Source organism: Paenibacillus sp. MAHUQ-45, from assembly GCF_058133325.1.
This window is the reverse complement of the sequence record NZ_JBYUPV010000004.1, coordinates 119,521-143,943: the sequence shown is the minus strand read 5'-3', so window position 1 is coordinate 143,943 and position 24,423 is coordinate 119,521. Positions and strand designations below refer to the sequence as shown.

The 24,423-nt window shown below is 49.6% G+C and carries 20 protein-coding genes; 7 read left to right on the top strand and 13 right to left on the bottom strand.

All coding sequences use genetic code 11. From position 1 onward, the window contains the following. Positions 1-43: 43 nt before the first annotated feature. Positions 44-478 carry an Lrp/AsnC family transcriptional regulator gene (locus AC3Y23_RS11460; protein WP_379198843.1) on the bottom strand — a complete coding sequence of 145 codons (435 nt, stop codon included), beginning with the start codon at positions 476-478 and terminating at the stop codon, positions 44-46. 160 nt (positions 479-638) lie between these two features. On the opposite strand from AC3Y23_RS11460, the gene AC3Y23_RS11455 reads away from it, so the two are divergent. After that, positions 639-1,106 (top strand): VOC family protein, encoded by a 468-nt coding sequence (locus tag AC3Y23_RS11455; protein ID WP_379198841.1) that lies wholly within the window; start codon positions 639-641, stop codon positions 1,104-1,106. On the opposite strand, the gene AC3Y23_RS11450 is transcribed toward AC3Y23_RS11455, so the two are convergent. Further along, on the bottom strand, positions 1,072-2,736 hold the full coding sequence (locus AC3Y23_RS11450; protein WP_379198839.1) for an Imm51 family immunity protein: 1,665 nt from the start codon (positions 2,734-2,736) through the stop codon (positions 1,072-1,074). The genes AC3Y23_RS11455 and AC3Y23_RS11450 overlap by 35 nt on opposite strands. Positions 2,737-2,900: 164 nt before the next feature. Here AC3Y23_RS11450 and AC3Y23_RS11445 point away from each other — a divergent pair, with 164 nt between their 5' ends. Continuing rightward, a complete protein-coding gene (locus AC3Y23_RS11445) occupies positions 2,901-6,017 on the top strand; it encodes a hybrid sensor histidine kinase/response regulator (RefSeq protein WP_379198837.1) in 3,117 nt (1,038 codons plus the stop codon). Positions 6,018-6,102: 85 nt separating this feature from the next. Next, positions 6,103-6,621: a translation initiation factor IF-3 gene (gene infC, locus AC3Y23_RS11440; protein ID WP_379198835.1), complete on the top strand. Its 519-nt coding sequence runs from the start codon at positions 6,103-6,105 to the stop codon at positions 6,619-6,621. A gap of 124 nt (positions 6,622-6,745) precedes the next feature. Here infC and AC3Y23_RS11435 read toward each other — a convergent pair whose 3' ends face one another. Beyond that, positions 6,746-8,728, bottom strand: a complete 1,983-nt coding sequence (locus AC3Y23_RS11435; protein ID WP_379198833.1) for an ABC transporter substrate-binding protein — start codon at positions 8,726-8,728, stop codon at positions 6,746-6,748. A 386-nt stretch (positions 8,729-9,114) separates the two neighbouring features. On the opposite strand from AC3Y23_RS11435, the gene AC3Y23_RS11430 reads away from it, so the two are divergent. After that, positions 9,115-9,516, top strand: a complete 402-nt coding sequence (locus AC3Y23_RS11430; RefSeq protein WP_379198831.1) for a RidA family protein — start codon at positions 9,115-9,117, stop codon at positions 9,514-9,516. A gap of 75 nt (positions 9,517-9,591) precedes the next feature. Here the strand turns inward: AC3Y23_RS11430 and AC3Y23_RS11425 are convergent, their stop codons facing one another. The 4 genes from AC3Y23_RS11425 to AC3Y23_RS11410 all read right to left on the bottom strand — a co-directional run bounded on the left by AC3Y23_RS11425 (position 9,592) and on the right by AC3Y23_RS11410 (position 13,665). Beyond that, the gene (locus AC3Y23_RS11425) at positions 9,592-10,482 is read right to left on the bottom strand and encodes an SMI1/KNR4 family protein (RefSeq protein ID WP_379198829.1); all 891 of its coding nucleotides are present in this window, start codon (positions 10,480-10,482) and stop codon (positions 9,592-9,594) included. A gap of 225 nt (positions 10,483-10,707) precedes the next feature. Continuing rightward, on the bottom strand, positions 10,708-11,574 hold the full coding sequence (locus AC3Y23_RS11420) for a helix-turn-helix transcriptional regulator (protein WP_379198827.1): 867 nt from the start codon (positions 11,572-11,574) through the stop codon (positions 10,708-10,710). A 248-nt stretch (positions 11,575-11,822) separates the two neighbouring features. Further along, positions 11,823-12,776, bottom strand: a complete 954-nt coding sequence (locus tag AC3Y23_RS11415; RefSeq protein ID WP_379198825.1) for an aldo/keto reductase — start codon at positions 12,774-12,776, stop codon at positions 11,823-11,825. A gap of 181 nt (positions 12,777-12,957) precedes the next feature. Beyond that, the gene (locus AC3Y23_RS11410; RefSeq protein ID WP_379198823.1) at positions 12,958-13,665 is read right to left on the bottom strand and encodes a DUF421 domain-containing protein; all 708 of its coding nucleotides are present in this window, start codon (positions 13,663-13,665) and stop codon (positions 12,958-12,960) included. A gap of 162 nt (positions 13,666-13,827) precedes the next feature. On the opposite strand from AC3Y23_RS11410, the gene AC3Y23_RS11405 reads away from it, so the two are divergent. Continuing rightward, positions 13,828-14,769: a phosphotransferase enzyme family protein gene (locus tag AC3Y23_RS11405; protein WP_379198821.1), complete on the top strand. Its 942-nt coding sequence runs from the start codon at positions 13,828-13,830 to the stop codon at positions 14,767-14,769. Between the two features lie 200 nt (positions 14,770-14,969). Here the strand turns inward: AC3Y23_RS11405 and AC3Y23_RS11400 are convergent, their stop codons facing one another. Genes AC3Y23_RS11400 through AC3Y23_RS11375 form a run of 6 tightly spaced genes read right to left on the bottom strand, consistent with a single transcriptional unit; the run spans position 14,970 to position 22,799 of the window. Next, the gene (locus AC3Y23_RS11400) at positions 14,970-16,055 is read right to left on the bottom strand and encodes an LLM class flavin-dependent oxidoreductase (protein ID WP_379198819.1); all 1,086 of its coding nucleotides are present in this window, start codon (positions 16,053-16,055) and stop codon (positions 14,970-14,972) included. 37 nt (positions 16,056-16,092) lie between these two features. Continuing rightward, entirely contained in the window at positions 16,093-18,150 is a 2,058-nt protein-coding gene (locus tag AC3Y23_RS11395; RefSeq protein WP_379198817.1) for an ABC transporter ATP-binding protein, read from the bottom strand. A 20-nt stretch (positions 18,151-18,170) separates the two neighbouring features. Beyond that, positions 18,171-19,055 carry an ABC transporter permease gene (locus tag AC3Y23_RS11390; RefSeq protein ID WP_379198815.1) on the bottom strand — a complete coding sequence of 295 codons (885 nt, stop codon included), beginning with the start codon at positions 19,053-19,055 and terminating at the stop codon, positions 18,171-18,173. A gap of 33 nt (positions 19,056-19,088) precedes the next feature. Further along, entirely contained in the window at positions 19,089-20,015 is a 927-nt protein-coding gene (locus AC3Y23_RS11385) for an ABC transporter permease (RefSeq protein WP_379198813.1), read from the bottom strand. Positions 20,016-20,035: 20 nt separating this feature from the next. Continuing rightward, positions 20,036-21,688 (bottom strand): ABC transporter substrate-binding protein, encoded by a 1,653-nt coding sequence (locus AC3Y23_RS11380; protein ID WP_379198811.1) that lies wholly within the window; start codon positions 21,686-21,688, stop codon positions 20,036-20,038. A 49-nt stretch (positions 21,689-21,737) separates the two neighbouring features. Beyond that, on the bottom strand, positions 21,738-22,799 hold the full coding sequence (locus tag AC3Y23_RS11375; protein WP_379198809.1) for an LLM class flavin-dependent oxidoreductase: 1,062 nt from the start codon (positions 22,797-22,799) through the stop codon (positions 21,738-21,740). Between the two features lie 274 nt (positions 22,800-23,073). Here AC3Y23_RS11375 and AC3Y23_RS11370 point away from each other — a divergent pair, with 274 nt between their 5' ends. Further along, on the top strand, positions 23,074-23,622 hold the full coding sequence (locus AC3Y23_RS11370; RefSeq protein ID WP_379198807.1) for an RNA polymerase sigma factor: 549 nt from the start codon (positions 23,074-23,076) through the stop codon (positions 23,620-23,622). Continuing rightward, positions 23,606-24,379 carry a hypothetical protein gene (locus AC3Y23_RS11365; protein WP_379198805.1) on the top strand — a complete coding sequence of 258 codons (774 nt, stop codon included), beginning with the start codon at positions 23,606-23,608 and terminating at the stop codon, positions 24,377-24,379. The genes AC3Y23_RS11370 and AC3Y23_RS11365 overlap by 17 nt, the downstream gene beginning before the upstream one ends. Positions 24,380-24,423: the final 44 nt, after the last annotated feature.

Below are 24,423 nucleotides of genomic sequence, written 5' to 3'. Positions count from 1 at the left end.
CGAAATGTCCTAGTGCCTTAGCTTCATAATATCAGATGCTGACTTATAGCAATATCCGATTCTCCAAAATATTTTTCAGACTGATATGCGACTTCGAGGGTCCAAGCTTGATCAATGAATCTTGAAACTCAGCCAGTTCTTCCACCGATGCGGTCTGAACCTTCAATAAATAGTTATATTCGCCGCTGATGCGGAACAGATCGGTCACTTCCCTGGAGCCCGTGCAAAAATCCACAAGTTCCTGACAATGCTCTGTCTTCAATAGAATAAATGTAGTAGTGCCCCGGTTAAGTTCCCGCAGCTCAAAGGAAGCCGTATACCCGGAGATAATGTTTCTCTCTTCCAGCTTCACAATTCTTTCCTTCACAGACGGTTGAGACATGGATACCTCTTTGCTGATTTGAGAAATAGGCATTCTCGCATTGTGCTGCAGCAGCTGCATGATTTTTTTATCAACCTCGTCAATGATTTGTTCCAAGATGAAGACCTCCAGCTCGCAGTTTTTAAAAATAAACCTTTTTAGCAACAATACCTTATATTCAGTAATCTTTATACGATAAAATGCTTATTTTCCATATGTATTCTACATCCTGAATTCACTATAATCTAACTCATCTTATGAATTGGAGTGATGAAGAATGAGCATCAAAGGACTTGCCCATGTAGCTATTCAAGCCAAGGATTATACAGCCACTATTGCTTTTTATACGGAGGTGCTGGGGTTCAAAGTGGGACATCATTGGAGTCTGCCAGCGTTTCAGCTCAAAAAAGCTACTATGCTGATCTCTCCGGATCAACGAACATGCATCGAGGTTTTTGACAACGAAGCTGTCATTCCCGCCCAAGGCACAAAAGCAACCTCCGAGGAGGAGGTCGCTCATGGTGCATTGCTGCATTTTGCATTCTATGTGGAGGATGTGAAGGCCATCTATAAAAAGGCGCTTGCTCACGGCGCAAAGGCTTATGTAGAACCAGGGGTGCTCTCGCTTGGTGAACCGCCCCTCATCGTAAAAAACGCGGTCATTCACAGCCCCAACGGGGAAATCATCGAATTTTTGGAGGACGTTGACTTCAGTCTAACTCGGCACGGGAAAATAAATCTCTGATCCGTTCGTCGTCCTCACAGGCTGCCTTGAACCCGGTTGCGAAGCTTTGCACAGCAGCTCTATTGCTAGAGTACGCGCAGAACATATCCGCCTCCGGGTCAAAGCGTATCGTGTCCGCTAACTCAGGCATTTTCTCCTCCAAGAACACAGCCGCCAAGGAGGTCCAATCATAACCATTGCCTTCAAAGCCTTCGTCCCGTCGTGTCTCAAAAAGCTCAGCTTTATACCTGCCGACACTCAGAATAACCGACATCCCGCCATTACCCTGCTCTACCAGAATAAAAGGAGCTACAGCTTCTGCTGGAAGGACTACCGCTTCCGACTGAACTGCTGCTGACTTGAGCCTGCTCAACACGTCCTTAACAGCTTGCTCTGTGAAGGATAGTGCTCCGCTGCGCTCGGTGATCATGCCTTGCTGCATTCTCTGATCCAACCATTCTGTAATCCATCCAGGAGCATAGCCGTTCTGGCCAAACTCACCGCCAAAGGCGATCATTTTATCATAAGCTAGCAGATACTCCTCTCGACTCGTATTTGGATAAGTCTTGGTGTACAGCCAGAACTGCACATCGTACATCAATGTAGACAATTCATCGTTATGGAATGAAAAGTGGCCTTTTTCCTCGACAATCTTGGTACAGACCGCACGGATTTGGCCCTCAATATCCGCTGTCTCCACCACGTTGCCGCATAGTTCTGTCAGAAGTGCCGAAAATTGGCCACTCGATACTCTCCGCAGCGCCTCTTCTTTATCCGCTTCAGAAGTATCGTAAACATCATAGTTCACCAGGCCACGGATGAAAGCCTCGAAGCTCGGCGCCAGATAGGTAATGGCATAATCGCCTTCCTGATCCACATGGATCACTTCCGGTTCACCATCTCTGCCGCATTTGCGGTAATCCAGCATGACAACATCATGGCCTGCCGAAGGGCAGTCACAAAAAACCACACCAATATCAGGGTAGCCCCAGTCCTCGATCATGAATCGGCTGCCAAATTCACCGCCCAGCGAGTAGCTTTTCTCCCGCCCTATGCCTAGAATTCCCGCGATTGAGATGTATTCCGCTCCCCAAGATTCCGTCACCTCTGTCGGAAAACATGCGTTGCGTGGAATACCCCCATTATGTTGCTTCATCATCTCAATATAAGCAGCAGGCAGCTTGTAGCCCAACTCTTCTTCCACAGACGCAATCAACTCATCGGTCGGCGGCTCGGACACATATTCCTTCAGAGCATAGTCGCTATCATCCCAAAAGTTTGAGAGATCCGATGATTCCGAGAGTAGTGCGCTCCGGCTCCACTCCAAGAACATAAGTGTACTGCTGTCTTCTGGATTCAGAGAATTCGCAGCCTCAAACGCACTTACAGCATCCTCGTATTGCTCCAGATAATAGTGTGAATACCCCACGCGAAAATGCCAAAGATGATCGTTCTTCTCCTGCTCAGCAATACTCTGAAGCTGTTCAAGCGCCTCCGCGTAACGTTTAAGGTTATTCAAGGCTCTAGCCAGCTGACCGATCAGCTGATGATCTCGCTCCCCCGCAGGAATCTCCATAATCGTGTCCACAATTCGCTGATGCTCATTCTCTTCATGCCAAAGGGCTAGTTGCGCCAAAAGATTATTCTGCATGGTCTTCGCCTCCAGACTATAGATTGTAATATTGCAGCAAATTTTAAATATCGGTATTACATTATTCTACCAGAATGACGCGAGCGTTACTCCCAGCCTTTTTTCACCAGCAGTTCGCATAATCGTGTGGGGAAAGGAGTCCGCTATAGCGAATTCTTGGTATAATGATCTACATGAGAAACAATAACGTTTTGAAAAATATAGCCACTATTCTACTATTTATCACTGTTCTCTTTGGTCTTCGATTGGTCTGGTTGAGTATCTTCACGACGTCCGGATCTCCTCCTGTAGTCAATGGTGTGCTTGATCTGCGCGGCCAGGACCTCGAGAAGGCGGATCTTTTTAAGCTGAACGGTGAATGGAAGTTCTACCCTTCCAAATTCGTCTACCACAAGGATATTGCAGCACTACAAGATCAATCACATACGCTTAAGGTGCCGGGAAACTGGAGCGAAGCGCTGGCGAATAGCCAGGGGTCTTCTTATGGTTACGGAACCTATCAATTACGTATTCTGGTTGATCCGCTGCGTCAGCCCGTTTCTTTATGGCTTAAACAAATTCAATCCTCATCCGCTGTGGAAATCAACGGAGTCGATTCGGCCCATGCCGGTAACCTTTCTATATCGGATAAGGCGTACAAGCCCAAAACGAGCTCTTACACTGCCCACTACTTTGCAGAAGGCACGACAGAAATTGAAGTGCTTATTCGTGCAGCAAACTTTGATCAGCCTTACAAGGGCGGCATAGCAGGCTCGGTTTTCTTTGGCAGTCAGGACAAAGTGGACAGCATGCGCTTTCTTTCGATGGGGTTTCAAGTTCTTACAGTGATCATTTTACTGCTGCATGTCTTGTACACCTTTATTCTCTTCTTGTTTAGTCCTGAAGAGCGGGTTTTACTTCTTGTTGGGCTAATGACGCTATCCGTAGCGGTGGTCATTCTGTTCCGTAATGACAGCGTGCTTTTCCTATTAACGCCGTTCAATTACACATGGACATTAAAGATCCGACTGATCTCTTCCATGTGGCAGCTCTTTTTTATCATGCTTGTGTTCAGGAAGTTTATTGCTGCACCTACAAGCAACAAAGGGGTATACCTGTTCACCACTGCAATTTCGTTGTACACAGCATTCCTGCTGGTGTCACCAGCTCAATGGGTGAGTGAGTCCACCCACTTAGGCGTGCATAACTTCTTTCTTTTTTCACCATTTATCTGGCTCATCTATATCATGGGGATTATGCTCTTCAGGAAGCAGAAGGACAAAGATGTTGTCTTCATGCTGCTATCGGCAGCCGGTATTATCTCTAATCTGCTCTGGAACGTATGGGGCTCCTTCTTCATCTACTATCCGCTGGATATTATTGCGGCGATTGTGGGTTTCTCTGCCTACTGGTTTAAGAAATACTTTCAGAATGCCAAAGAAAATGCTCAGCTCAATGAACAATTGAAGAAAGCGGACAAACGGAAAGATGAATTCCTGGCCAATACGTCACATGAGCTGCGAACACCGCTGCACGGTATTATCAATATCGCGCAAAACGTGGTCACCAAAGAAAATGAGAAACTGTACGAAAGCAGCCGCAAAGATATGGAACTGCTGATTACTATTAGTCGTCGCATGTCTCATATGCTCGGAGATCTGCTGGATGTTGCTCGTCTCAAGGAGCATCGTATTACTCTGCACCAGGAACCATTACAAATTCAATCCGTCGTTCCTGGCGTAATCGGTATGCTTAAATTTATGATTGAAGGCAAACCGGTGCAGTTGATTATGAATCTTCCAGACACTACACCTCCCGTTCTCGCCGATGAGAAAAGATTGGTGCAGGTGCTATATAACCTGGTTCACAATGCCCTCAAATACACTGAGGAAGGTATGATTTCCATCTCAACAGAGGTCCAGCATGGGCGGGCGTTAATCCATGTCACGGATACGGGAGTAGGCATGGACAAGGAGACCCAGGCACGGATATTCCTCCCGTATGAGCAAGGCGCTCATGGGATTAGCGATGGGAGAGGGATCGGGCTTGGTCTGAGCATATGCAAGCAGCTGGTAGAATTGCACGGAGGCACATTAAGTGTTCGCTCCAAGATTGGCAAAGGCTCCGTATTCAGCTTTGATCTGCCTCTTGCGGATTCGCTCAATCAGCAGGTGATAACACCTGCCGCTGCTCTTTACCCGATTACGGATGCGGCTCAGGAGCAATTAGCAGGGTGGATTTTTCCGGAAAATGAATGGAACGGGCTGGAGAGCCCTATGCAGATTCCGCCTCTGCTGACAAAGAAGAAAATTAACATTCTGGCGGTGGATGATGATCCCGTGAATCTGAATGTACTCATGGGGATTCTTTCGACTGAGCCCTATACCATCACCACGGCAAATTCAGCGCGTGAGGTACTGGAACTGCTGCACAAGGAGCAGTGGGATCTGCTGATTGCCGATGTGATGATGCCGCACATGTCCGGCTACGAGTTGACACAGAAGGTACGGGAGCATTACTCCTTATCGGAGCTTCCGGTGCTACTGCTGACCGCTCGCAGTCAGCCAGCCGATATCTACACCGGATTCTTATCCGGTGCTAACGATTATGTCACCAAGCCAGTAGATGCGGTTGAGCTGAGGTACCGAATTAGAGCGCTCACCGAGCTGAAGCAATCCATCAATGAACGTGTGCGTATAGAAGCTGCTTACCTGCAAGCGCAGATTCATCCGCATTTTCTATTCAATACCCTGAATTCGATTATGGCGCTGAGCGATCTCGATACGCAAAAGATGCAACAGCTGGTGGGGGCGTTCACATCCTTCTTACGTATCAGCTTTGATTTTCTAAACACAGGAGAGTTAGTTGAGCTCTCTCATGAGCTAGAGCTGGTTAAAGCTTATTTGCATATTGAACAGGAACGTTTTGGTGATCGATTACAGGTAGAATGGGAAGTTCCACCAGACATCGGTGGCTTGCGTGTACCTCCGTTGTCCATACAGCCACTGGTAGAGAACGCGGTGAAGCACGGGCTGCTGAGCAGGCATAAAGGCGGGACCGTTCGTATTCAGATTAGCCAGTTGGATCACTCCACGCGAATCGAAGTTAGCGATAATGGCAAAGGCATGGATCAAGAAACGCTCACAGGACTGTTAATCCCCACCATGAGGGGCAAATCCGGTATTGGTTTAGCCAATACCAATCGAAGGCTCAATCAACTGTACGGGCAGGGATTATCCATTTCCAGTCAGCAAGAAGAAGGTACAACAGTGTCCTTTGTAGTTCTGGAAATCAGGGATTGATAATTTCAAAAAGGCGATATTTGCACCCTATTTGGGTTGCGTATATGATAGCTTAATCATCGTTACCAGGGAGGCTTCAATTTATATGGCAGTATTCATCAATGAACAAATACGGGCGTCCGAGGTCGATCTGACAGGGCTCCGCGGCGAAAAGCTTGGCGTGATCTCCACGAAGGAGGCGCTGGCTATGGCTCGTGCAGCAGGAGCAGACCTGGTCTGCACCTCACTAATGAGCAGTCCCCCGCCCTGCAGCCTGATGCCAAAGGGCAAAGGGAAAGCGGCTGCGCAGAAGGAGAATTCGGCAGCACGCAAGGCAGATGCTGGACGAGCTTCGGGAAAGGGTAGTAAGGAGAAGGTCAAGGAGCTGCGCTTCACTGCTCATATCGAAGAACATGACTACGACACCAAGCTTCGCCAAGCGGAGAAACATCTTCGCTCCGGCAAGCCAGTGCAGCTCGTCGTCAAAGCGACTGGTGCGAAGGAAGCTGCGGCTGCGAAGACCGTGATCGAGCGGCTGGTGGCCGATCTGAAAGAGGCTGGCGTGAAGGACACCGGTATCCAGACTGGCGGCAAAGGCTCGCAAGTGAAGCTAAATCCGCGCTGAAGCTGAATGATCATACGCGGGAATGGAGCAGTCGGCCAATAAGCAGCAATAGCTGCCTGCAACTTATTCGATAAAACGGGGCGCCCAGTGGGCACCCCGTTTTTTTGTAAATCATTAATGCCAACTACTCTTTTCCAAGGAAGCTCTTGATAATAAAGTCCAGATGAGCTTCCATAGATACAGCATCATTATAATAAGAACCCTGGGCATTCATAAAAAACACACGGTTCTCTTTTACAGCGGGAAGGCCCTTCCATAAGGAGCTGCCATATACCACATCCGGGTCACCGTCGTCCCAGCCCCAGTTGCTCGTAAAGATATAATCACCAGCATATTCCGGCAGCTGCTCCAGAGACAGGTCAACAACTCCTTCATGTTTGTCCAGGGCTTCCTCTTGAATAATCTTAGGAGCCTTCAAGCCAAACTCTCCGTACAGAATTTCACCGCCCCTGGCATAGAAATCACCAAATGCATAAAGCCCCTTGGCATACGGCTGCAGGATGGAAACTGTTCGGTCGCCTACGACCTCCTTTATTTGCGGCTTGTATTCATTGATTTTCCGATCCCACTCTTTAACCCAGTCCTCTGCGGCCTGCTCTTTGCCTGCAATCTTCCCGTATTCGAGCATCAGATCTTTGTAAGAATACTTTCCATATTCTAAACGAACGACCGGGGCGATTTTGTCCAACTCTTTAAAGGTCGGCTCCATCACATCGGCAGCGACGACAATAATAAGATCAGGCTGCAGACTCAAGACTTTCTCGGGTGAGAGTGAATCACCTACAGCTTCGACTCCATCTAGCATCCCCTTCAAGAACGGATTCTTCATGGTTTCACTTTGCATACCCACCGGTTTAACGCCTAGTGCTAGTAAATTACCAGTAAAACTACCGGTCAGATCTACGATCCGCTGTGGATTCGCTGGAATGACCACAGTTCCTTGGCTGTCCGTATAATTTCTTGTCGTCGCATCCGTAGAGGGTTGTATAGAGGCTTTCTCCGTTAAATTCTGGCCAGTCGATCCTGCACCAACGTTGCCAGTACCAGCGTTCCCTGTGCTTGTCCCGCTTGAACAAGCGCTGAGCAATAACATAATACACATTAGTATTGTTACCGCCGCCATGGAGGCTGGTTTATTTTCTTTATACATGCGCAAACTCCCCTTTTCACTCAGTTGATAACGGTTCTCATATCCATTATCAATATAACGAAGCGGGGATTCCTGCACAATGGCAGTTCGGGAATGGATGCGGGGCAATTTCAGAACTAAATTCCCACTGCGTTGCATTGTTCTGAACGACGTAGGGGTCTGGCCATAGTACTTCTTGAAACTACGATTGAGCGTATGCGCATCGGGAAAGCCTACTCGTTGGGCAATCTCCTGCAAGGTACCTTCAGTATCTATTAATAACTGCGCAGCCTTGTTCATCCTGATTTGTGTAAGCAGGCGAATCGGGCTGTCATTCATTCTGCTTCTGAACAGCTTCGTCAAATACCTGGTGCTACAACCAAACTGGTCTGCCAATACATCCAGTGTAATAGGCTCCATGTAACGATCATTCATGTAACGAAGGACCTGGGCCACCAGATCAGGCCGGGAAGACTCGATTCCCTGACGCTGCATCTGCCATAACAGTTCGTGCACAAATTGGTAGAATAACGATCGTGCATGGAATTTATCCAAGGGTTCGGATTTCATCCACGCCTCGAAAATACTCCCTGCCTTATCCAGCAGCGAGAGCGGGTGAGACGGTGTGAGCGCGTATTGAAGCTGATAGGGCTTGTTCATGGCCAATAGCCGCCCCCTTTCCTGAGAGGCAGGCAATGTCAGCACGGCTTTGTATAAAATCAAATAATATTCCAGCTGCTCTTCGACTGCAATATCCAGGCGTGCACCCTTCCCTCCATGCAGGACATGGAACGGGCTCACACTATACATGGAATCATCCATCCAGATCCTTGCACGGCCGCGAACCACACACAGAAAAGTACTGGCCGGAAGGCAGTATTCCAACAAGGCTTCTCCTTGCTCCAGCAGCACATAACGTACATCCATTAATTTTATGGAAGTATGGTTCCACAGCGTAATATGCTCGTTCAAATTCATCGCAGCGTCTCATTCCCTCCAGCCGCACAACTGCGGTCTTCATCTTCCCTTATTATATTGATAACCATTCTCACAGTAAAGGAATGAAGACGCTCGCATCAGATGATGCCGGCGTGAAGCTTACTAATCTGATTGGTAGTTTTTGTACGCTGATCTCATTTATGTTATCATTGTACTCGTTCGTTTACTTATCATTGAAGGAGGAGTACCTGATGAAGAAAAGATCACTTAAAGATTTATCCTCTGGTATCGGGTATTCTACGGCTGTTTTTTTCTAGAATCCAAATCGACGGGATAAGTCTGTCTAAATCGCTGGCATTCTAAAAAAACGGTGAAAATATATAATCGAAGTATTATGTATTTTCCATTTATAAGGAGACCTACAAATGAATCTTAAACAAATTCCAGTTAAACGATATAACCCCGAAATGATCGCGAAGCCTGTTGGAAACTACAGTCATGTCACCAAAATAGACAGAAATGCAGAGCTCTACGTCTTCTCCGGCCAAATCGGCATCGATCAGGACAATCATATTCCTGACGATTTTAATGAGCAAGTCACAAATACCATGAACAATATCGTCGCCATCTTGTCTTCTCAACAACTAACGCCCGACCATGTCATTAAAATAAACATTTGGGCGACAGAAGAGATCGATTGGGATCATTTCTATGACCAATGGAACGCTGTATTCGGACCGACATCGCCTTCCATGACGGTTGCATATATTCAAGGCTTAGGATTGCCTGAATTAAAAATTGAATTGGATGTCTGGGCAGCCGGTTAATGTCTGCAAAGCCCCTATAATATACAAAACGAGCCCTAGAATGATTCTAGTGGCTCGTTTTCTTAGATCGACTTCTTACTCAGTCGCGCCAGCCTCAACACTTCCCAGCCCGCGGATAAAGGTCTCGAAGTTAGGGGCCAATTCTGTAATCTTATGGCCCTTCTCTTGGCTGACATGGACAACTTCCGGTTCGCCGACATTGCCGGATGAACGATAGTCGAGCATAATCACACCTTGTGTTGGAGCAAGACTGTCGCCAATGACGACGCCAATCTCCGGATAACCCTCATTTTCAATCACAAACCGGCTACCGGCTGCTCCACACAGTGAATTAGGCTTGTCCCGGCCAATTCCACGAATACCGGCAATCGTAATGAATTTTTCTTCTGTTATGGGGTAACTCGTATTTTTAGGAATACCGCCGTTATGTAATTTCATCAAAGCAACATAGGATGGAGGCAGCTTGAAGACCAATTGTTCCTCCACTGAATCGATCAGTTCGTCTGTCGGCGGCTCCGATACATACTCTTGCAAAGCAGCCTCGCTGTCATCCCAAAAGTTTGAGGCATCAACTGGCTTATACGAACTCTTGGCAGGCGTTTTGGCCGGTTTCTTTGCGGTTTTTTCCCGAATCCATTCCAGGAACTCCAAGGTATCCTCATCTTCGGGGTCTAGCTTATCTGCTGCTTCAAAGGCTTGCCGCGCTTCGTCATATTGCTTGAGATAATAATGAGACACTCCAACCCGGTAATGCCAGAGCGCATCCTCCAGGCCTTCCTCCCTGATCTTCTCAAACTGCTGAAGCGCCTCTTCGTATTCACCCAAATTATTCAGCGCTCTGCCCAAATGGCTAGTTAATTCATAATCTCGCTCTTCTTCAGGAATCTCCGTAATCGCATCGACGATTTCTTGAAATTCATCTTCCTCATGCCATGTTTCCAGTTGTTCCAACAACTCATCGCTCATCTTCCATGCCCTCCCGTAAGAAACTACAATATCTATTAGAAGTATACCATTTCCAGCACAGCACTCTCCAGCGCGGACAGGCTTACGTAGTCTGCCCTATCATTATATGGCTTGAATCCAATGCAATATACGTTTGTCCCGCTACGCGCAAATAGCCAGGGCACCCCTAAGAATACCCCAGCCATATACATATTCATTCAGCGACCCCAAACATACCTAAGATTATCATGGATGCACTAGAACTTGCTTACTAGCTGCGCCGTCTGCTTCCAGTAGCTGCTTCAGCTTTTGCCTTGTATCCGTACCATTCTTCGGCGTATTGACATACATCTTCAGGTTTGTATTTTCCGATATAAGAAAGCACGTAATCTCAAAATTTAGCTGTCCAGCCTGGGAATGATTCAGCAATTTGTACATATCCCGGTCTTTGTCGATCCGGTGCATCGGCCACCACTGATCAAATTCCTTGCTTAACGATCTAAGCTCATCAATAAATTGCGTAATCCATGGATCGTCAATAAATTGGCTGCAATCGGCCCGGAACTTGCCCAGCATCGTCTGGGCACTGATCTCCCAGTCCGGGAACAGGTCGGCAAAATCTTTTTCTGTGAACATGACTCGCATCAGGTTGCGCTTGCTGCACTCTAATCGGCTGAAATCGTAAAATACAAGCGCCGCCGCTCGATTCCAGGCCATAACATTCCAGCGGTTGTCCACGATCATGGCTGGCGATTCCATTAGATTATCCAACACATGTTGATGCATCGGCTTGACCTCTTCATAACTGGGGTAATAGGAAGGAGGAACGTGTTGAGCAAGAGCATACAGGTGCACAATCTCCTGACGGTTCAGCATCAGCACTCTGGACAAGCTCTCCAATATTTGTATAGACACCTGAATCGGACGTCCTTGTTCAAGCCAGGTGTACCAGGTTACGCCGATTCCTGCCAGAGAAGCAACCTCTTCCCGGCGCAGTCCCGGTGTACGGCGGCGTATTCCTGCAGGCAACCCTACTTGTTCGGGGGAAATTTTTGCCCGGCGGGTTTTGAGAAAGTCCCCAAGCTCTTGATGACGCTGCTTTGTATGATTCATTCAAAGCCCACCTGCCTTTCAATACGTAATATCTTTGGGGCCAAAATGCACCCCTGTAGCTATCTAAGCTAAGGATGGTAGTAGTATATACGAATGATTTTTCAAAAGCAAAAACGTGGATGATAAACAGACCAGAGCAAACTAAAGAACGCCAGCCATAAAGCCGGCGCTCTGTGCGAAAACCAAAAAGAGCTGTCTCACCGCAGACAAAGATGCGATGAGACAGCTCCTGTTATTAATACCTAACCTTAGTAGCGGGAACCGAAGACAATGCCTTGTGGAGCGATCGCTTCGATCTGAGCAAGGTCGTCTTGTGTCAGTTCAATGTCCAGTGCACCAAGGTTCTCTTCAAGATAAAGTGTGCGTTTTGTACCCGGAATCGGCACAATATTCTCTCCCTGAGCAAGTAGCCAAGCCAAGGCTAGTTGAGATGGCTTGCAGTCTTTCTCATTCGCAAGTTCCTTGATCTTGGCCACAAGATCAAGATTCTTCTGGAAGTTCTCGCCTTGGAATCTTGGAGAAGTGCGGCGGTAATCGTCCGGTTCGAGGTCCTCATAACGCTGAATCTGTCCAGTCAGGAAACCGCGGCCGAGTGGGCTGTACGGTACGAAGCCAATGCCTAACTCGCGGCATGTCGGCAGAATGGACTCTTCGACATCACGATCCCACAGCGAGTATTCAGTCTGCAGCGCTGTGATCGGATGAACAGCGTGTCCACGTCGAATAAGATCGGGTGATGCTTCCGATAGACCAAGATAACGAACCTTACCTGCCTTGACAAGGTCGGCCATCGCGCCTACAGTTTCTTCAATTGGTGTATCCGGATCAACTCGATGTTGATAGTAGAGATCTATATGATCGACACCGAGACGTTTCAGACTGGCATCACATGCAGCCTTTACATATTCAGGGCGGCCGTTGACGCTAACGGCACCATTCTCCCCAACTACTGCGGCGAACTTAGTCGCTAAGATAACCCCATCTCTGCGACCTTTTAGCGCCCGTCCGAGCAGTTCTTCATTTTCGCCTAAACCATAAACATCTGCGGTGTCGAGCAGCGTAACACCAAGCTCCAATGCCCGGTGGATGGTACGGATGGATTCCGCTTCATCCCGCCCGGCATAGAAGTCGGACATGCCCATACAACCAAGACCTAGCGCGGATACCTCCAGTTTGCTGTTTCCAAGCGTTCTTTTTTTCAAAGCTTTCTCCACCTTTCTAAATTAAGGAGTATTCTAGATAAGACTCCTGTGATTTTTGTTAAAAGTGACGCTAGTGACATCATACAGGGCTTGGCCCGCCGCTGACAGATGCCTGTTTATACAGGTATTAATACTACCATGATACAGTGGAGGCCCCTCTCCTCTGGTCGCCCATTTTGCCCTATTCCATATCTACCGGCTTCTGAATACCATCCTCATAGAAATCAAAGAACAACTGCTGCTGCGTGCCTCTTACGGCGTAGAACACATCCGACAGTTGCTTTCCCTTGCGCTTCACTTGTTTTTCTAACCATTCCCTGGTTAGCCCTTGATTCTCCAGGTTCCCCTCCAGGATGACACCATCCATCACGAATTCCACTGGAAAATGTTCTGTCTTCGCAGGAAGCTTCAGATCCTTCTTGGTGACAAATTGGTACTCCTCTTTTTTTAATACGGATACCGTCCCGTTATCTTCCAGCACCGCATAAGCCACCTCTTCCATATTGAAAATCCCCATGCCCCGCAATACCTGGGCCAAGGTATCGAGCGTATATCTTAGCTTCTTCATGTTGTTCTCAAGAATCTTCCCATTTTCGATCAGTACCGTAGGCGAACCCGAGATCCAGTTTCTTAATTTGGGATTCTTCAAGGCGATGTAAGATAGCAAAAAGGACACGATGGTGACAACAATAAGCGCCAACAGGAAATAGGATGTTTTAAGCGATTCATTAAACGCCAGATTGCCCGCAATCGAGCCAAGCGTAATACTGGTCACAAAATCATGAAATGTCATATTGGAGATTGTCTGCTTCCCCAGCAGCTTAGCTACCAGTAAAAGCGCTAAGATCGAAATCATAGCCCTGAATAATATGTCCAGATAAGCATGCATGTCATCCACCCTCCTCCCAATCATTGTTGCCAACCAGTAATGGAAACAATCCCTGTCAGATGGCGAGATTATTGAACGGGGCGCATATCCTATCGGACGCGCTTTTATTACATCTCATTTATGGATTATATTTGAAGTGAAGAATTTAAGAGGAGTGAGTGCATGATCAACCAAATGATTGTAAGTGAAATGATCTCACAACTGGGCATGGACCCCGCAGAAGTTAAGCTCCTTGGAGGGTATAACAGCAATGTCTTCGAGGTCGGTTTAAAGGAACCCTTTATTGTAAAAATAATGGAGAGGTCACATCATTCCGAAAGGGACACTTTATCGGAGTTGGAGTGGCTAGGATACCTGCATTCGCAAGGGGTTAATGTCGTTCAGCCACTGTGTACTAATGGGAATGGATATATTCAACCTCTGGATGATGAGTATTATTATGTAGCTTTTAAAAAGATAAACGGTGTGCATATTTCACCAGACCAACATGAAGCTTGGGGAGATACTTTATTTGAAAAGTGGGGCGAAGTACTGGGCAAGGTACACTCGACTACCAAAAGGTATTCGGCCGTTCATGACCGTCCTCATTGGGACCACAACAGTCTACTTTTAAATGTAGAGACTCTCCCTCTCAAGCCGCAACTCATTCAAAAATGGAAACAGTACATAAAAGAGTTACATGCACTACCTATTTCAAGTGATACTTTCGGACTGATTCACGGAGATCTTCATTATGGAAATTTATTAACGACAGGAACTGAGCTCACCCTTATTGATTTCGGAGATAGTGAGTACCATTGGTTTGCTTACGACATTGCCATTGTTATTTATCATGCCTCTCTCACTGTACAAAAATCTGAAAGGGATGAATTCGCTCAAAACTTCTTTAGCTCATTTATGAGTGGTTATACCCGTTCGAACCCCAACACATCATTCATTAAAGACATTGCCTACTTCATTGATTTCAGACATCTCTATTCCTTTACGTATCATTCATTACATCTAGACAAGAGCGCATTAACAGAGGAGCAACTACGCTACCTTCATGAGATGGAAGAGTCGCTTTTGAAGGACAGCCCTTTCTTAAATACATCCTTTACATGATGCTGAGAAGATATGGCGTCTGAAGCCTATTGAATGCCTGTATAAAAATAACCCCATTGGCTTTGCCCAGACATTTAAGATCCGGCAGCTCAATGGGGCTATTCATTTTTCTTAGAGTTTCTTCTCATAAAAATGTGCAGAAAACCTTCCGTGTTCATTATTCATCTCGTTCTGCTAAAAGATTTCCGTCAATCACCCGCCTATACGACAGGCTCTTGAACGGCTTCTTTCTCCGCTGATGGGTTCACATCGTTCCATACCGAACTCTTGATCTCGCGCCGCAGGGTAGGAGCGACCTCCTCGGCGAAGCGTGCCGCTTGCTCGCGCTGTTCGGACTCCGTCAAGCCATCCACGCTGATGCTGAGCACCTGATTGCCGAACGCCTTGTTATAGCGCAGTATTTTCTCAATCACATGCTCTGCACTGCCGACCAGAATGGGACCATTCTCGATATTGTCCTCGAGATCCCGGAAAGGTGACAGATCATGCGGAGCTTTCAGCCTGCCATGGAACGCATCATAATAAGGCCGGAACTTCTTGATCGCTTCTTCGGTCGTATTGGCTATAAAAATAGCGCCGCCGGCGCCTGATCCAATGACTGCCTTGGCGGGATCATGGCCGTAAAAAGCCAGCCGTTCGCGGTAATGCTCGATCAACGCTGTGTACTTGGACTGGCGGTGAATTGTATTGGAGGAGAACAACGGCTCGCCGTATTTGGCTGCCAGCTCGGTTGAATGCGTACTTGAGGCGCTTCCGTGCCAGATCGGAATCGGCTGCTGGAACGGCCGTGGCTGGGTCGTCACATTCTCTAGCGGAGTGCGATAGCGCCCCTGCCAGCTGACATTCTCTTCGCTCCATAGCCTTTTCAGCAATGCGTACCGCTCGGCAAGCGACTCCCACTGTTCCTCCTCGGAAATACCGAAGAGTGGATAATGGCTCGCGTCGTTACCTTTACCGATAATCAGCTCAATCCGTCCGCCTGAAAGATGATCGAGCGTCGCATAATCCTCCGCCACCCGGACTGGGTCAAGCACGCTAAGCACCGTCACGGTCGTTAAAAGCCGGATGTGAGAGGTTCTCGCAGCGATAGCAGTAAGCACAACCGGTGGCGATGAAGCGATGAATGGCGCGGTATGTCGTTCACCTACACCGTAGGCGTCGAAGCCTAGCTCCTCGGCAAGCACAGCTTGCTTCAGCACGTTCTGGAATTTCTGCTGTGTCGTGAACGATTCCCCTGTCAGGGCGTTAGGCGTGTTGAGCAGCAAGCTCATCAATGCGAATTTCATGGTCAGATGGCCTCCTTATGGTGAAAATGGTAATGGATCAAAGTGGATAATGACAAGCTGCGGCATGGCCGCTGCTGATGTCCGCAAGCTTCGGCTCCTCTTCCCGGCACCTTGCCGTAGCTGCTGGGCAGCGAGTATGAAATCTGCAGCCAGACGGCGGAGACATCGGCGAAGGAATTTCGCCTTGAATGGAGACGAATTCCCGTTTGCGACTGGGATCAGGCCAAGGAATCGACGCAATCAACGCGGCGGTGTAGGGATGGGCCGGATGCTGAAACAATTCATCTGCCGGAGCGACCTCGACCAGCTTGCCAAGATACATAACCCCGATCCGTGACGACACATGCCGGACGATGTTAAGACCGTGCGCAATAAATACATAGGTTAAGCCCAGCGTGTTCTGGAGGTGCTGCATTAAGTTGACGATCTGAGCCTGTACTGACACGTCAAGTGCGGATACAGCCTCATCTGCCAACACGAACTTTGGCTGCAAGGCAATTGCGCGGGCAATCCCGATCCGCTGGCGTTGCCCACCTGAAAATTCATGCGGGTATCGGTCAGCCCAAGCCGGGTTCAGGCCCACCAGTTGCAGCAGCTCCTCCACACGTGCCTTCCGCTGCGCGGCAGGCAGCGATTCATGCACAACTAACGGCTCAGCAATGGTCTCGCCAATCGTCCAGCGCGGATTGACCGAGCCGTAGGGATCCTGGAAAATCATCTGCATATCACGGCGGACATCCCGCCGTCTTGCAGCGTTCATGACCGTCAAGTCTTCCCCGCTGAATAAGACACGACCAGCGCTTGCTTGCTCCAGCTGAATCAGGACGCGCCCGAGCGTAGATTTGCCGCTGCCGGATTCGCCGACAAGCCCGAAGGTCTCACCTTTACGAATCGTGAAGGAAACGTCATCTACAGCATGGACGACGGCCTTGGTCAGGCCGAAGGGCCCTTTGACCGGATAATGCTTCGTTAATCCGGCAACCTCAAATAGCGGTGGCGCCTTCGTCAGCGCTTCAGCTGCGATGCTTGGGAACGACGTTTTATGGGAGACTTCTATCTTTTTCGACACATTTAGTGGTACTGTCCGGCGGTCCGCGAAGGGATCGATGTCCTCACCGTTCAGAAGCTTATCCGTATGCCAGCAAGCTGCTTCATGACCATCCTCTCCAGCCAGTAACGGCACCTCGGTACGGCATTGATCGGTAGCCAGCGGGCAGCGGGGATGAAACCGGCAGCCGGAAGGGAATTCCGCCACATTGGGCGGCGTTCCTTCAATGGTATACAGCGCGGCGCTGCGGTCACTGTCCATCGTCGTAATGGAACGCAGCAGCCCGGCGGTGTAAGGATGGCGCGGCTGCTGAAACAGGCGAACTGCCGGTGCCTGCTCTACGATCCGGCCCGCATACATGACGATCATCCGATCAGCCATTTCGGCCGCGATCCCGAGATCATGGGTGATCAGCAGAATGGACATGCCATATTCCGCCTTCAGTTCGTTCAGCAGCTTGAGAATCTGCGCCTGGATCGTGACATCGAGCGCTGTTGTCGGTTCATCCGCGATTAACAGCTCCGGCCCGCAGGCAAGCGCCATAGCAATCATTGCCCGCTGGAGCATCCCCCCGGACAGCTCATTCGGGTATTGACCAAGGCGCAGCTTCGGCTCCGGGAATCCGACGCGGCGCAGCAACTCCTCGGCATGTGCCCTGGCTTCCTTCTCGCTGCGCTTGTCGTGGCGACGAATCGTCTCCACAAGCTGGGCACCAATCGTAAAGACAGGATCGAACGCCGCCATCGGCTCCTGAAAGATCATCGCGATTTTTTTGCCACGAATGGCCCGCAGCAAGTTCTGGGGAAGTGTCGTTAACTCTTGTCCGTCCAGCTTGACACTGCCCGCCGCGATACGCCCCCGGTCGAAATCGGTCAGGCGCATGATGGCTTTGGACGTAATCGTCTTGCCGCTACCGGATTCACCGACCAGGCATACCGTCTCACCTCGGCCGATATCAAAGGAGACATCCGCGATCGGCACAAGTGTGCCGCCGGATGCCTGGAATTCAACCTTCAAGCTTTCGATTTCCAGCAAGGGCCGGGTCATATACTGCCTCCTTCCGCCAGTCAGGCGCCGCTTTTTCTTGGATCCAGCTTATCCCGCAGCCGGTCTCCGATGATGTTGATAGCCAGTACGAATAGCGCGATAGCAAGCCCCGGGAATGTGCAAATCCACCAGGCTACCGTCAAATAACCCCGTCCTTGTGCGAGCACAGTGCCCCAATCCGGAATTTCCTTAATGACCCCAAGACCCAGGAAGCTAAGTCCCGATCCGGTCAGAATAGACGTTCCAATACCTATCGTGGCCATCACCAGGAATGGTGCCAGAGAGTTGGGCAGCACATGCTTGTAGAAGATGCGAAATCCCGAACTACCGATAGAACGAGAGGCTGTGACGAACGCCCGATTCTTGACGCTAAGCACCTGGCTCCGCATCACCCTTGCATAACGCGGAATCGTCCCGGCCGCAATCGCCAGTACGACGTTGATCAAGCTGGGCCCGATGGCCGCAGCGATCGCCAGCGCCAGCAGAATGCCCGGTATCGTCATCAGTACCTCAATGATCCGCATAATGACCTGATCAATCCATCCTCCGACATAGCCAGAGAAGGCTCCGAGCACACCACCGGTCAGTCCACCCACGATGACGGAAGATAGACCGATGAGCAGCGAATCCCGGCTTCCATAGACGATCAGGCTGAACACATCTCTTCCGAAATAATCGGTGCCAAGGAAATGCTTAGCGCCGGGCGGCTGCAGCAACTGAGCCGCATCCATCATCGTGGGCGAATAGGGCGCGACCCACCCCGGCACAATCGCACAAACGACCAGAAAGAGCACCACTAATTCCGCCGCGTACAGGAACAAATCGGATACGCCGAGATGCCAGGACCTTTCAGGGCGTTTGCTTTCGCTTTTCCATATGGGCTTAAGCGCCGTTGCTTCTTTCATTCCGGTTCCTCCTCCCTTCTATACGCGTTCTTATTAGGTCGACCGCCGGATGCGCGGATCAACTAACGAATACGAAATGTCTACCAGCATGTTCACGGACACATAGATGATCGCGGTGAAAAAAACAACGCCCTGCACCACCGGTATATCCTTTGCCATGATTGCGTCAGCGAGGATGCGGCCAATCCCTTGGCGCGCGAACACCGTCTCGATCACGACCGTCCCGCTCAGCAGCTCGCCGATCATAACCCCTATCATTGTCAACGCGGGAATTAGGGAATTTCGCAGCGCATGACGATACATGACCGCTCGTTCCGCAAGACCTTTGGCGCGCAGAGTCAGAATAAACGGCTCGCTCAAGATTTCAAGCATCGTATTACGAACCATCCGGACAATAAAACCTGCACCTACCAGCCCCAGCGCAATGCCGGGCAGTACGAGCGTTTTCCAGCTTCCAGAACCCATCGCCGGGAACCAGCCCAGCTTAATGGAGAACAACAGCAGCAGCAAAATACCCGTCCAGAACGACGGCATCGAAATGCCGAACAGGCCGACAAACCGCGCCAGCACATCGATAATGCCGTTCCGGTGGATCGCAGACAAGACGCCAAGCAGGATGCCAACCACAATGGAGACCGCAGCGCTGACGAAAGTGAGCGCAAGGGTAGCCGGAACCTGTTCGAGGATTTTGGGCAGAACCGGATCTTGTGTAATCCGCGACTGACCGAAATCTCCTTGTAACAAATGGATGAAATAGCGGGAAAATTGTTCATAGAACGGCTGATCCAATCCGAGTTGATGGCGCAAATCCGCAATCGCCTCAGGCGATGTCGCATTACCATCCAGCATTTGCAATACCGGATCGCCGGGCAGTACATACATGATGAGGAAGACCAGCATCGACGAACCGACCACGACGAGCAGGGAAGTGAGCAATCGCGTTACAATGGTTCCGGCCATTTCCTTGGCCTCCTCTCCGGTTATTTGTGGATACTTACATCATAAAATTGCGGGTACCCGAGCAGATCGAATTTCAGACCTTCGACCGTTTTCGGATGGGCTACCGTATACGGGAACACATAGATCGGGAGAATTACGGCATGATCAATCAGATATTGCTGGATTTTGGTATAGGCTTCTTTTCGCTTCTCCAGATCGGTTTCCTCCGAGCCAAGATCAAGCAGCTTGTCGATTTCAGGATCAGACAGATTCGACCAGTTCGTACCTCCGTTGGCGTATTCCTTGCCGGACTGGAAAATGCTCCGCATGACATCAGGATCAGCCTTCACCTGAGAGTTGCCAAAAAGATCGAAGTTGCCTTCCTTAAGTGGTGTACTCGTATCCTTCGTAATGTTGAGTGTCACATTGACGCCAATTGCTTTCAATTGCTGCTGAACGATTGCTGCAATGTCGTTACGCTTCTCACGATTCGGCGAACCATCAAGATAACGGAGAATCAGCTTCTTGCCATCCTTCTCACGTATGCCGTCCGCACCTTTCTTCCAGCCTGCTTCATCCAGCAGTTGGTTTGCCTTGTCAAGATCGGGTTTGATCTTGTTCTCTAGCGATGCATCATATCCGAGCAGCTCTGGTGTGATAGACGACCAGGCCCGGTCATATGTACCGAGGTACAGGGTTTTGACGATCGTATCGACGTCGACCGCAAGCTGCACAGCTTGGCGTGCCTTGATATCACTCCAAATGTCACTCTTCAAATTGAAATAGAGGGAGAAGGCCGTTCCGTTCGTGATCGCCTGATCCACCTGGAACTCGGGATCATTTTTAAGAGCGGCAATGTTCTGCGGTGGAACTGCTTCTGCAGCCAGCAATTGTCCGCTTTGTACACTACCGATGCGTGTCGCCTCTTCCGGCACTATCTTGAACGTCAGTTTATCCAGATGCGATGGTCCTCTGTTATCCGCAGTTGGTGGACCCCAGTTGTAGTCCGGGTTCTTCTCCAGGGCGATTTCGTCATTCTCCGTCCAACTGACAAATTTGAACGGCCCCGTGCCTACGGGATGCTTGCCATATTGATCACCATACTGCTGTATTGCCTGTGGTGAAGAGATACCGAGGAATGCCGAGCTCAGCCCGCTAAGAAACGGCTCGAACGGTTGTGACAGGATTAGCTTGATTGTATAGTCGTCAACCACCTCCGCCGATTCAAAAGGACCGATAAGAGACTTGGCCTGACCTCTAGCCCCTGTCGTAATATGGTCGAAATTCGCTTTAACAGCCGCGGCGTTGAATGGTGTGCCATCCTGGAACTTGACGTCTTGGCGCAGTTTGAATGTATAGGTCTTGCCGTCTTCCGATTTCGTCCACTCCGTTGCTAGCCAAGGCTGGAAGCTTCCATCCTGAAGCTGAACGACGAGGCTATCCGTGATATTTCGGAATACCCGGTGAGATACTGCAAATCCGCTTGCTCCCGGATCGAGAGTATCTGGAGATGTCGCCAGCGCGTAGGTCAGCTCTCCACCTTCCACTGGCTTGGCAACCGCTGGAGCCGCTGCAGAAGAATTGGTAGAGCTAGTGGCTTCTCCGCCTTTGGCCGCGCAGCCTGCCAAGACCAGTGTTAATGCCGCTGTTAACGATACGTAAGTCGCCCATTTGATAACCCGTTGTCTTATCATACTTAGCTCCCCTTTTCTCTTAAACGTTATAGTAGACCACACACTGCAATTACGCCTGCTGCAAAGTCAACGCCTTACCGTCCCACACTGTGCTGGGAATTTCGCGCCGTAGAACCGGCATAACATCCTTAGCGAACCGCTCTATTTGCTCGAGCTGTTCTGATTCGCTCAATCCGTCCGCGCCGATGCTAAGCACCTGATGACCATATGCACGGTGGTAAGTCAGCACCTTCTCGATTACACTCTCCGGACTGCCAACCAGCGTAGGACCGTTCTCTACTGTATCTTCAAGGCTTTTGAATGGCGATTGATTATGCTTCGCCGAATCCGTGGAGCTGAATGCCTCGTAATAAGGCTTATATCTACGGATCGCTTCTTCCTTCGTATCCGCCAAATACAGACTGCCACCACCGGCTCCAACGACAGCATCCTTCGGATCGTGGCCATAGTACTCCCAGCGTTCACGGTAATGATCGATCAGTGCCTTGTACTTCGCCATCGGGTGAAAGCCATTTGACGAGAAGATCGGCTCCCCGTATTTCGCCGCAAGCTCGGTCGACAACGGGCTAGAGGCACTGCCATGCCACACCGGAATCGATTGCTGGAAAGGCCGGGGTTGTGTGGTCACCTTATCCAGCGGCGTCCGGTAGCGTCCCTGCCAGGTGACATTTTCTTCGTTCCACAGCCGCTTGAGCAGCTCATAGCGCTCGGCAAGAGACTCCCACTGCTCCTCTTCCTTAACCCCGAAAAGCGGATAATGGCGCGGATCGTTGCCTTTCCCGATAATCAGTTCGAGCCGTCCACCGGACAGATGATCTAACGTAGCATAATCCTCAGCCACCCGCACAGGGTCCAGTACGCTTAGTACAGTCACCGTCGTAAGCAGACGGATGCGACTCGTTCTGGCCGCAATTGCCGTTAGAACAACCGGTGGAGACGAGGACAGGAATGGCGCTCCGTGTCGTTCGCCCACACCATAAGCATCGAAGCCCAGCTTCTCGGCCAGCTCTGCCTGCTTCAGCACGTTCTGGAATTTTTGTTGTGTGGTCAAGGCCTCCCCCGTAAGAGCATTCGGAAGATTAAGCATCAGACTGAACAAAGCGAATTTCATCGGATACCCTCCTTCATATGATTTCACCAAAACATTATAATCCGGTTGTTTTAGTATGAATTATAAAGACTGTAGCATCCTTGCCTCTTCACGTCTAATAGAGTTTTTCTAGTATTCATTCGGAAAATCTGATACAAGTCCCTCTTGTCCTGTATTTCTCTATACTTTCGTCTAGTTATCTGCCACGATTATTCCTGGGAGAGGGCGTATAGGCGATGTGCCAAATGAACCGATAGCCCCTCTATCTTGTCTATTCTTTAGGAGGTGATCGCCGGTGGACGACGATTACTTGAAATACGCTGCTCCCATGGATGCTAATACACTTGAGTCACTCATGCGCGAATACGGCCAAGAAGTATGGAACTATGCCTATTTGATCTGCCGTAGCCGGAGTATGGCGGACGATATTACGCAGGACGTCTTTCTAAAGGCATACCGACACCTCGCCTCGTTTCGCGGGGAGGCATCCGTGAAAACATGGCTGCTCCGCATTACACGCAACCTGAGCTACAACTATAGAAATTCAGCCTTCTTCCGAAAAACACTGCTGCTCGATGTCATTATCCCAAACGGCAACCAGCGCTCTGCCGAGCAAGCGTTCCTGGATGAAGAGGCGACCAACGAAGTTTGGCGTCAGGTGTTCTGTCTATCTGCCAAGCATAGAGAGGTTCTGTTGCTTCATGCGAGGCATCAACTGTCGCTCGCCGAGATTGCTTCGCTGCTCGGGGTTCCCGAAGGCACCGTGAAATCAAGATTATTCACTGCACGCCAAAAATTATCAAAGCTGCTCAAGGAGGATGAAACCCATGGACAGTTTATCTAATCCGGATTGGTACGACACTTTGAAAGAGGATCAGCCGTTCCGAACGCGTAATTTCACTGAAGCACATGTGGCTGATATTTCTACGAAGGCGGTTACGGCAGCAGCCCGAAGCACCTTTTTCAAGCGAAAAAGGGTTGGAGCGGTAATGATTGCCGCCGTCGCTTGCACAATTCTTCTCTACTCGAACATGCTTACATCGAACGTGGCGCCAGTTGCCTCCACCCAAGCAGGTGGAACCATCGGTACGCTCGATCCGCACATCCGGGACAGATTGATTAATTCGAGCAGCAGCCAGGCACAGCAGAAAGAAATTCTATCCGAGAAACGTGTCAACGACCATCTCGAATTGATCTATTCTGTACCTTCAAACCCCGCGCTAAGTTCCGCCTTATCCATCGACATTTTGAGATGGACCGACTACGGCGGAGATCGTTCCATCGGTACCGGCCTCGATGGTTGGTCTCACGTCTTCAGGGGTCAAGCTGGAGGAATCGATAATCTCGTGATGACTGGCGTATCGTGGGACGGAAAAATAACGTACGATGGCCTTAATCTATTTACTGGGAAACTGCTCCAATCCAGCATCGCAGGCATCCGGGTCGTAGACGGGTCCGGCAAGGCGTGGGATGCGCAGCTCTCCCCAGGACCGAATGGCTCGCGCTATTGGTTCGTCGACATGCTCGTACCGGTCAACGAATTCAGAATTGAAGCCTTGAGCGAACATGGAACTGTGCTGTCCAGTTATTCACCTGAATAACCTAACGGAAAGGATGGTTCTCAGAAAAGCAAAACAGCCCTCGT

Bases quoted from the DNA above. Each gene is read 5' to 3' on its own strand.
- AC3Y23_RS11455 (WP_379198841.1), top strand. From the start codon at position 639: ATGAGCATCAAAGGACTTGCCCATGTAGCTATTCAAGCCAAGGATTAT.
- AC3Y23_RS11450 (WP_379198839.1), bottom strand. From the start codon at position 2,736: ATGCAGAATAATCTTTTGGCGCAACTAGCCCTTTGGCATGAAGAGAAT.
- AC3Y23_RS11445 (WP_379198837.1), top strand. From the start codon at position 2,901: ATGATCTACATGAGAAACAATAACGTTTTGAAAAATATAGCCACTATT.
- infC (WP_379198835.1), top strand. From the start codon at position 6,103: ATGGCAGTATTCATCAATGAACAAATACGGGCGTCCGAGGTCGATCTG.
- AC3Y23_RS11435 (WP_379198833.1), bottom strand. From the start codon at position 8,728: ATGAATTTGAACGAGCATATTACGCTGTGGAACCATACTTCCATAAAA.
- AC3Y23_RS11430 (WP_379198831.1), top strand. From the start codon at position 9,115: ATGAATCTTAAACAAATTCCAGTTAAACGATATAACCCCGAAATGATC.
- AC3Y23_RS11425 (WP_379198829.1), bottom strand. From the start codon at position 10,482: ATGAGCGATGAGTTGTTGGAACAACTGGAAACATGGCATGAGGAAGAT.
- AC3Y23_RS11420 (WP_379198827.1), bottom strand. From the start codon at position 11,574: ATGAATCATACAAAGCAGCGTCATCAAGAGCTTGGGGACTTTCTCAAA.
- AC3Y23_RS11410 (WP_379198823.1), bottom strand. From the start codon at position 13,665: ATGCATGCTTATCTGGACATATTATTCAGGGCTATGATTTCGATCTTA.
- AC3Y23_RS11405 (WP_379198821.1), top strand. From the start codon at position 13,828: ATGATCAACCAAATGATTGTAAGTGAAATGATCTCACAACTGGGCATG.
- AC3Y23_RS11400 (WP_379198819.1), bottom strand. From the start codon at position 16,055: ATGAAATTCGCATTGATGAGCTTGCTGCTCAACACGCCTAACGCCCTG.
- AC3Y23_RS11395 (WP_379198817.1), bottom strand. From the start codon at position 18,150: ATGACCCGGCCCTTGCTGGAAATCGAAAGCTTGAAGGTTGAATTCCAG.
- AC3Y23_RS11390 (WP_379198815.1), bottom strand. From the start codon at position 19,055: ATGAAAGAAGCAACGGCGCTTAAGCCCATATGGAAAAGCGAAAGCAAA.
- AC3Y23_RS11385 (WP_379198813.1), bottom strand. From the start codon at position 20,015: ATGGCCGGAACCATTGTAACGCGATTGCTCACTTCCCTGCTCGTCGTG.
- AC3Y23_RS11380 (WP_379198811.1), bottom strand. From the start codon at position 21,688: ATGATAAGACAACGGGTTATCAAATGGGCGACTTACGTATCGTTAACA.
- AC3Y23_RS11375 (WP_379198809.1), bottom strand. From the start codon at position 22,799: ATGAAATTCGCTTTGTTCAGTCTGATGCTTAATCTTCCGAATGCTCTT.
- AC3Y23_RS11365 (WP_379198805.1), top strand. From the start codon at position 23,606: ATGGACAGTTTATCTAATCCGGATTGGTACGACACTTTGAAAGAGGAT.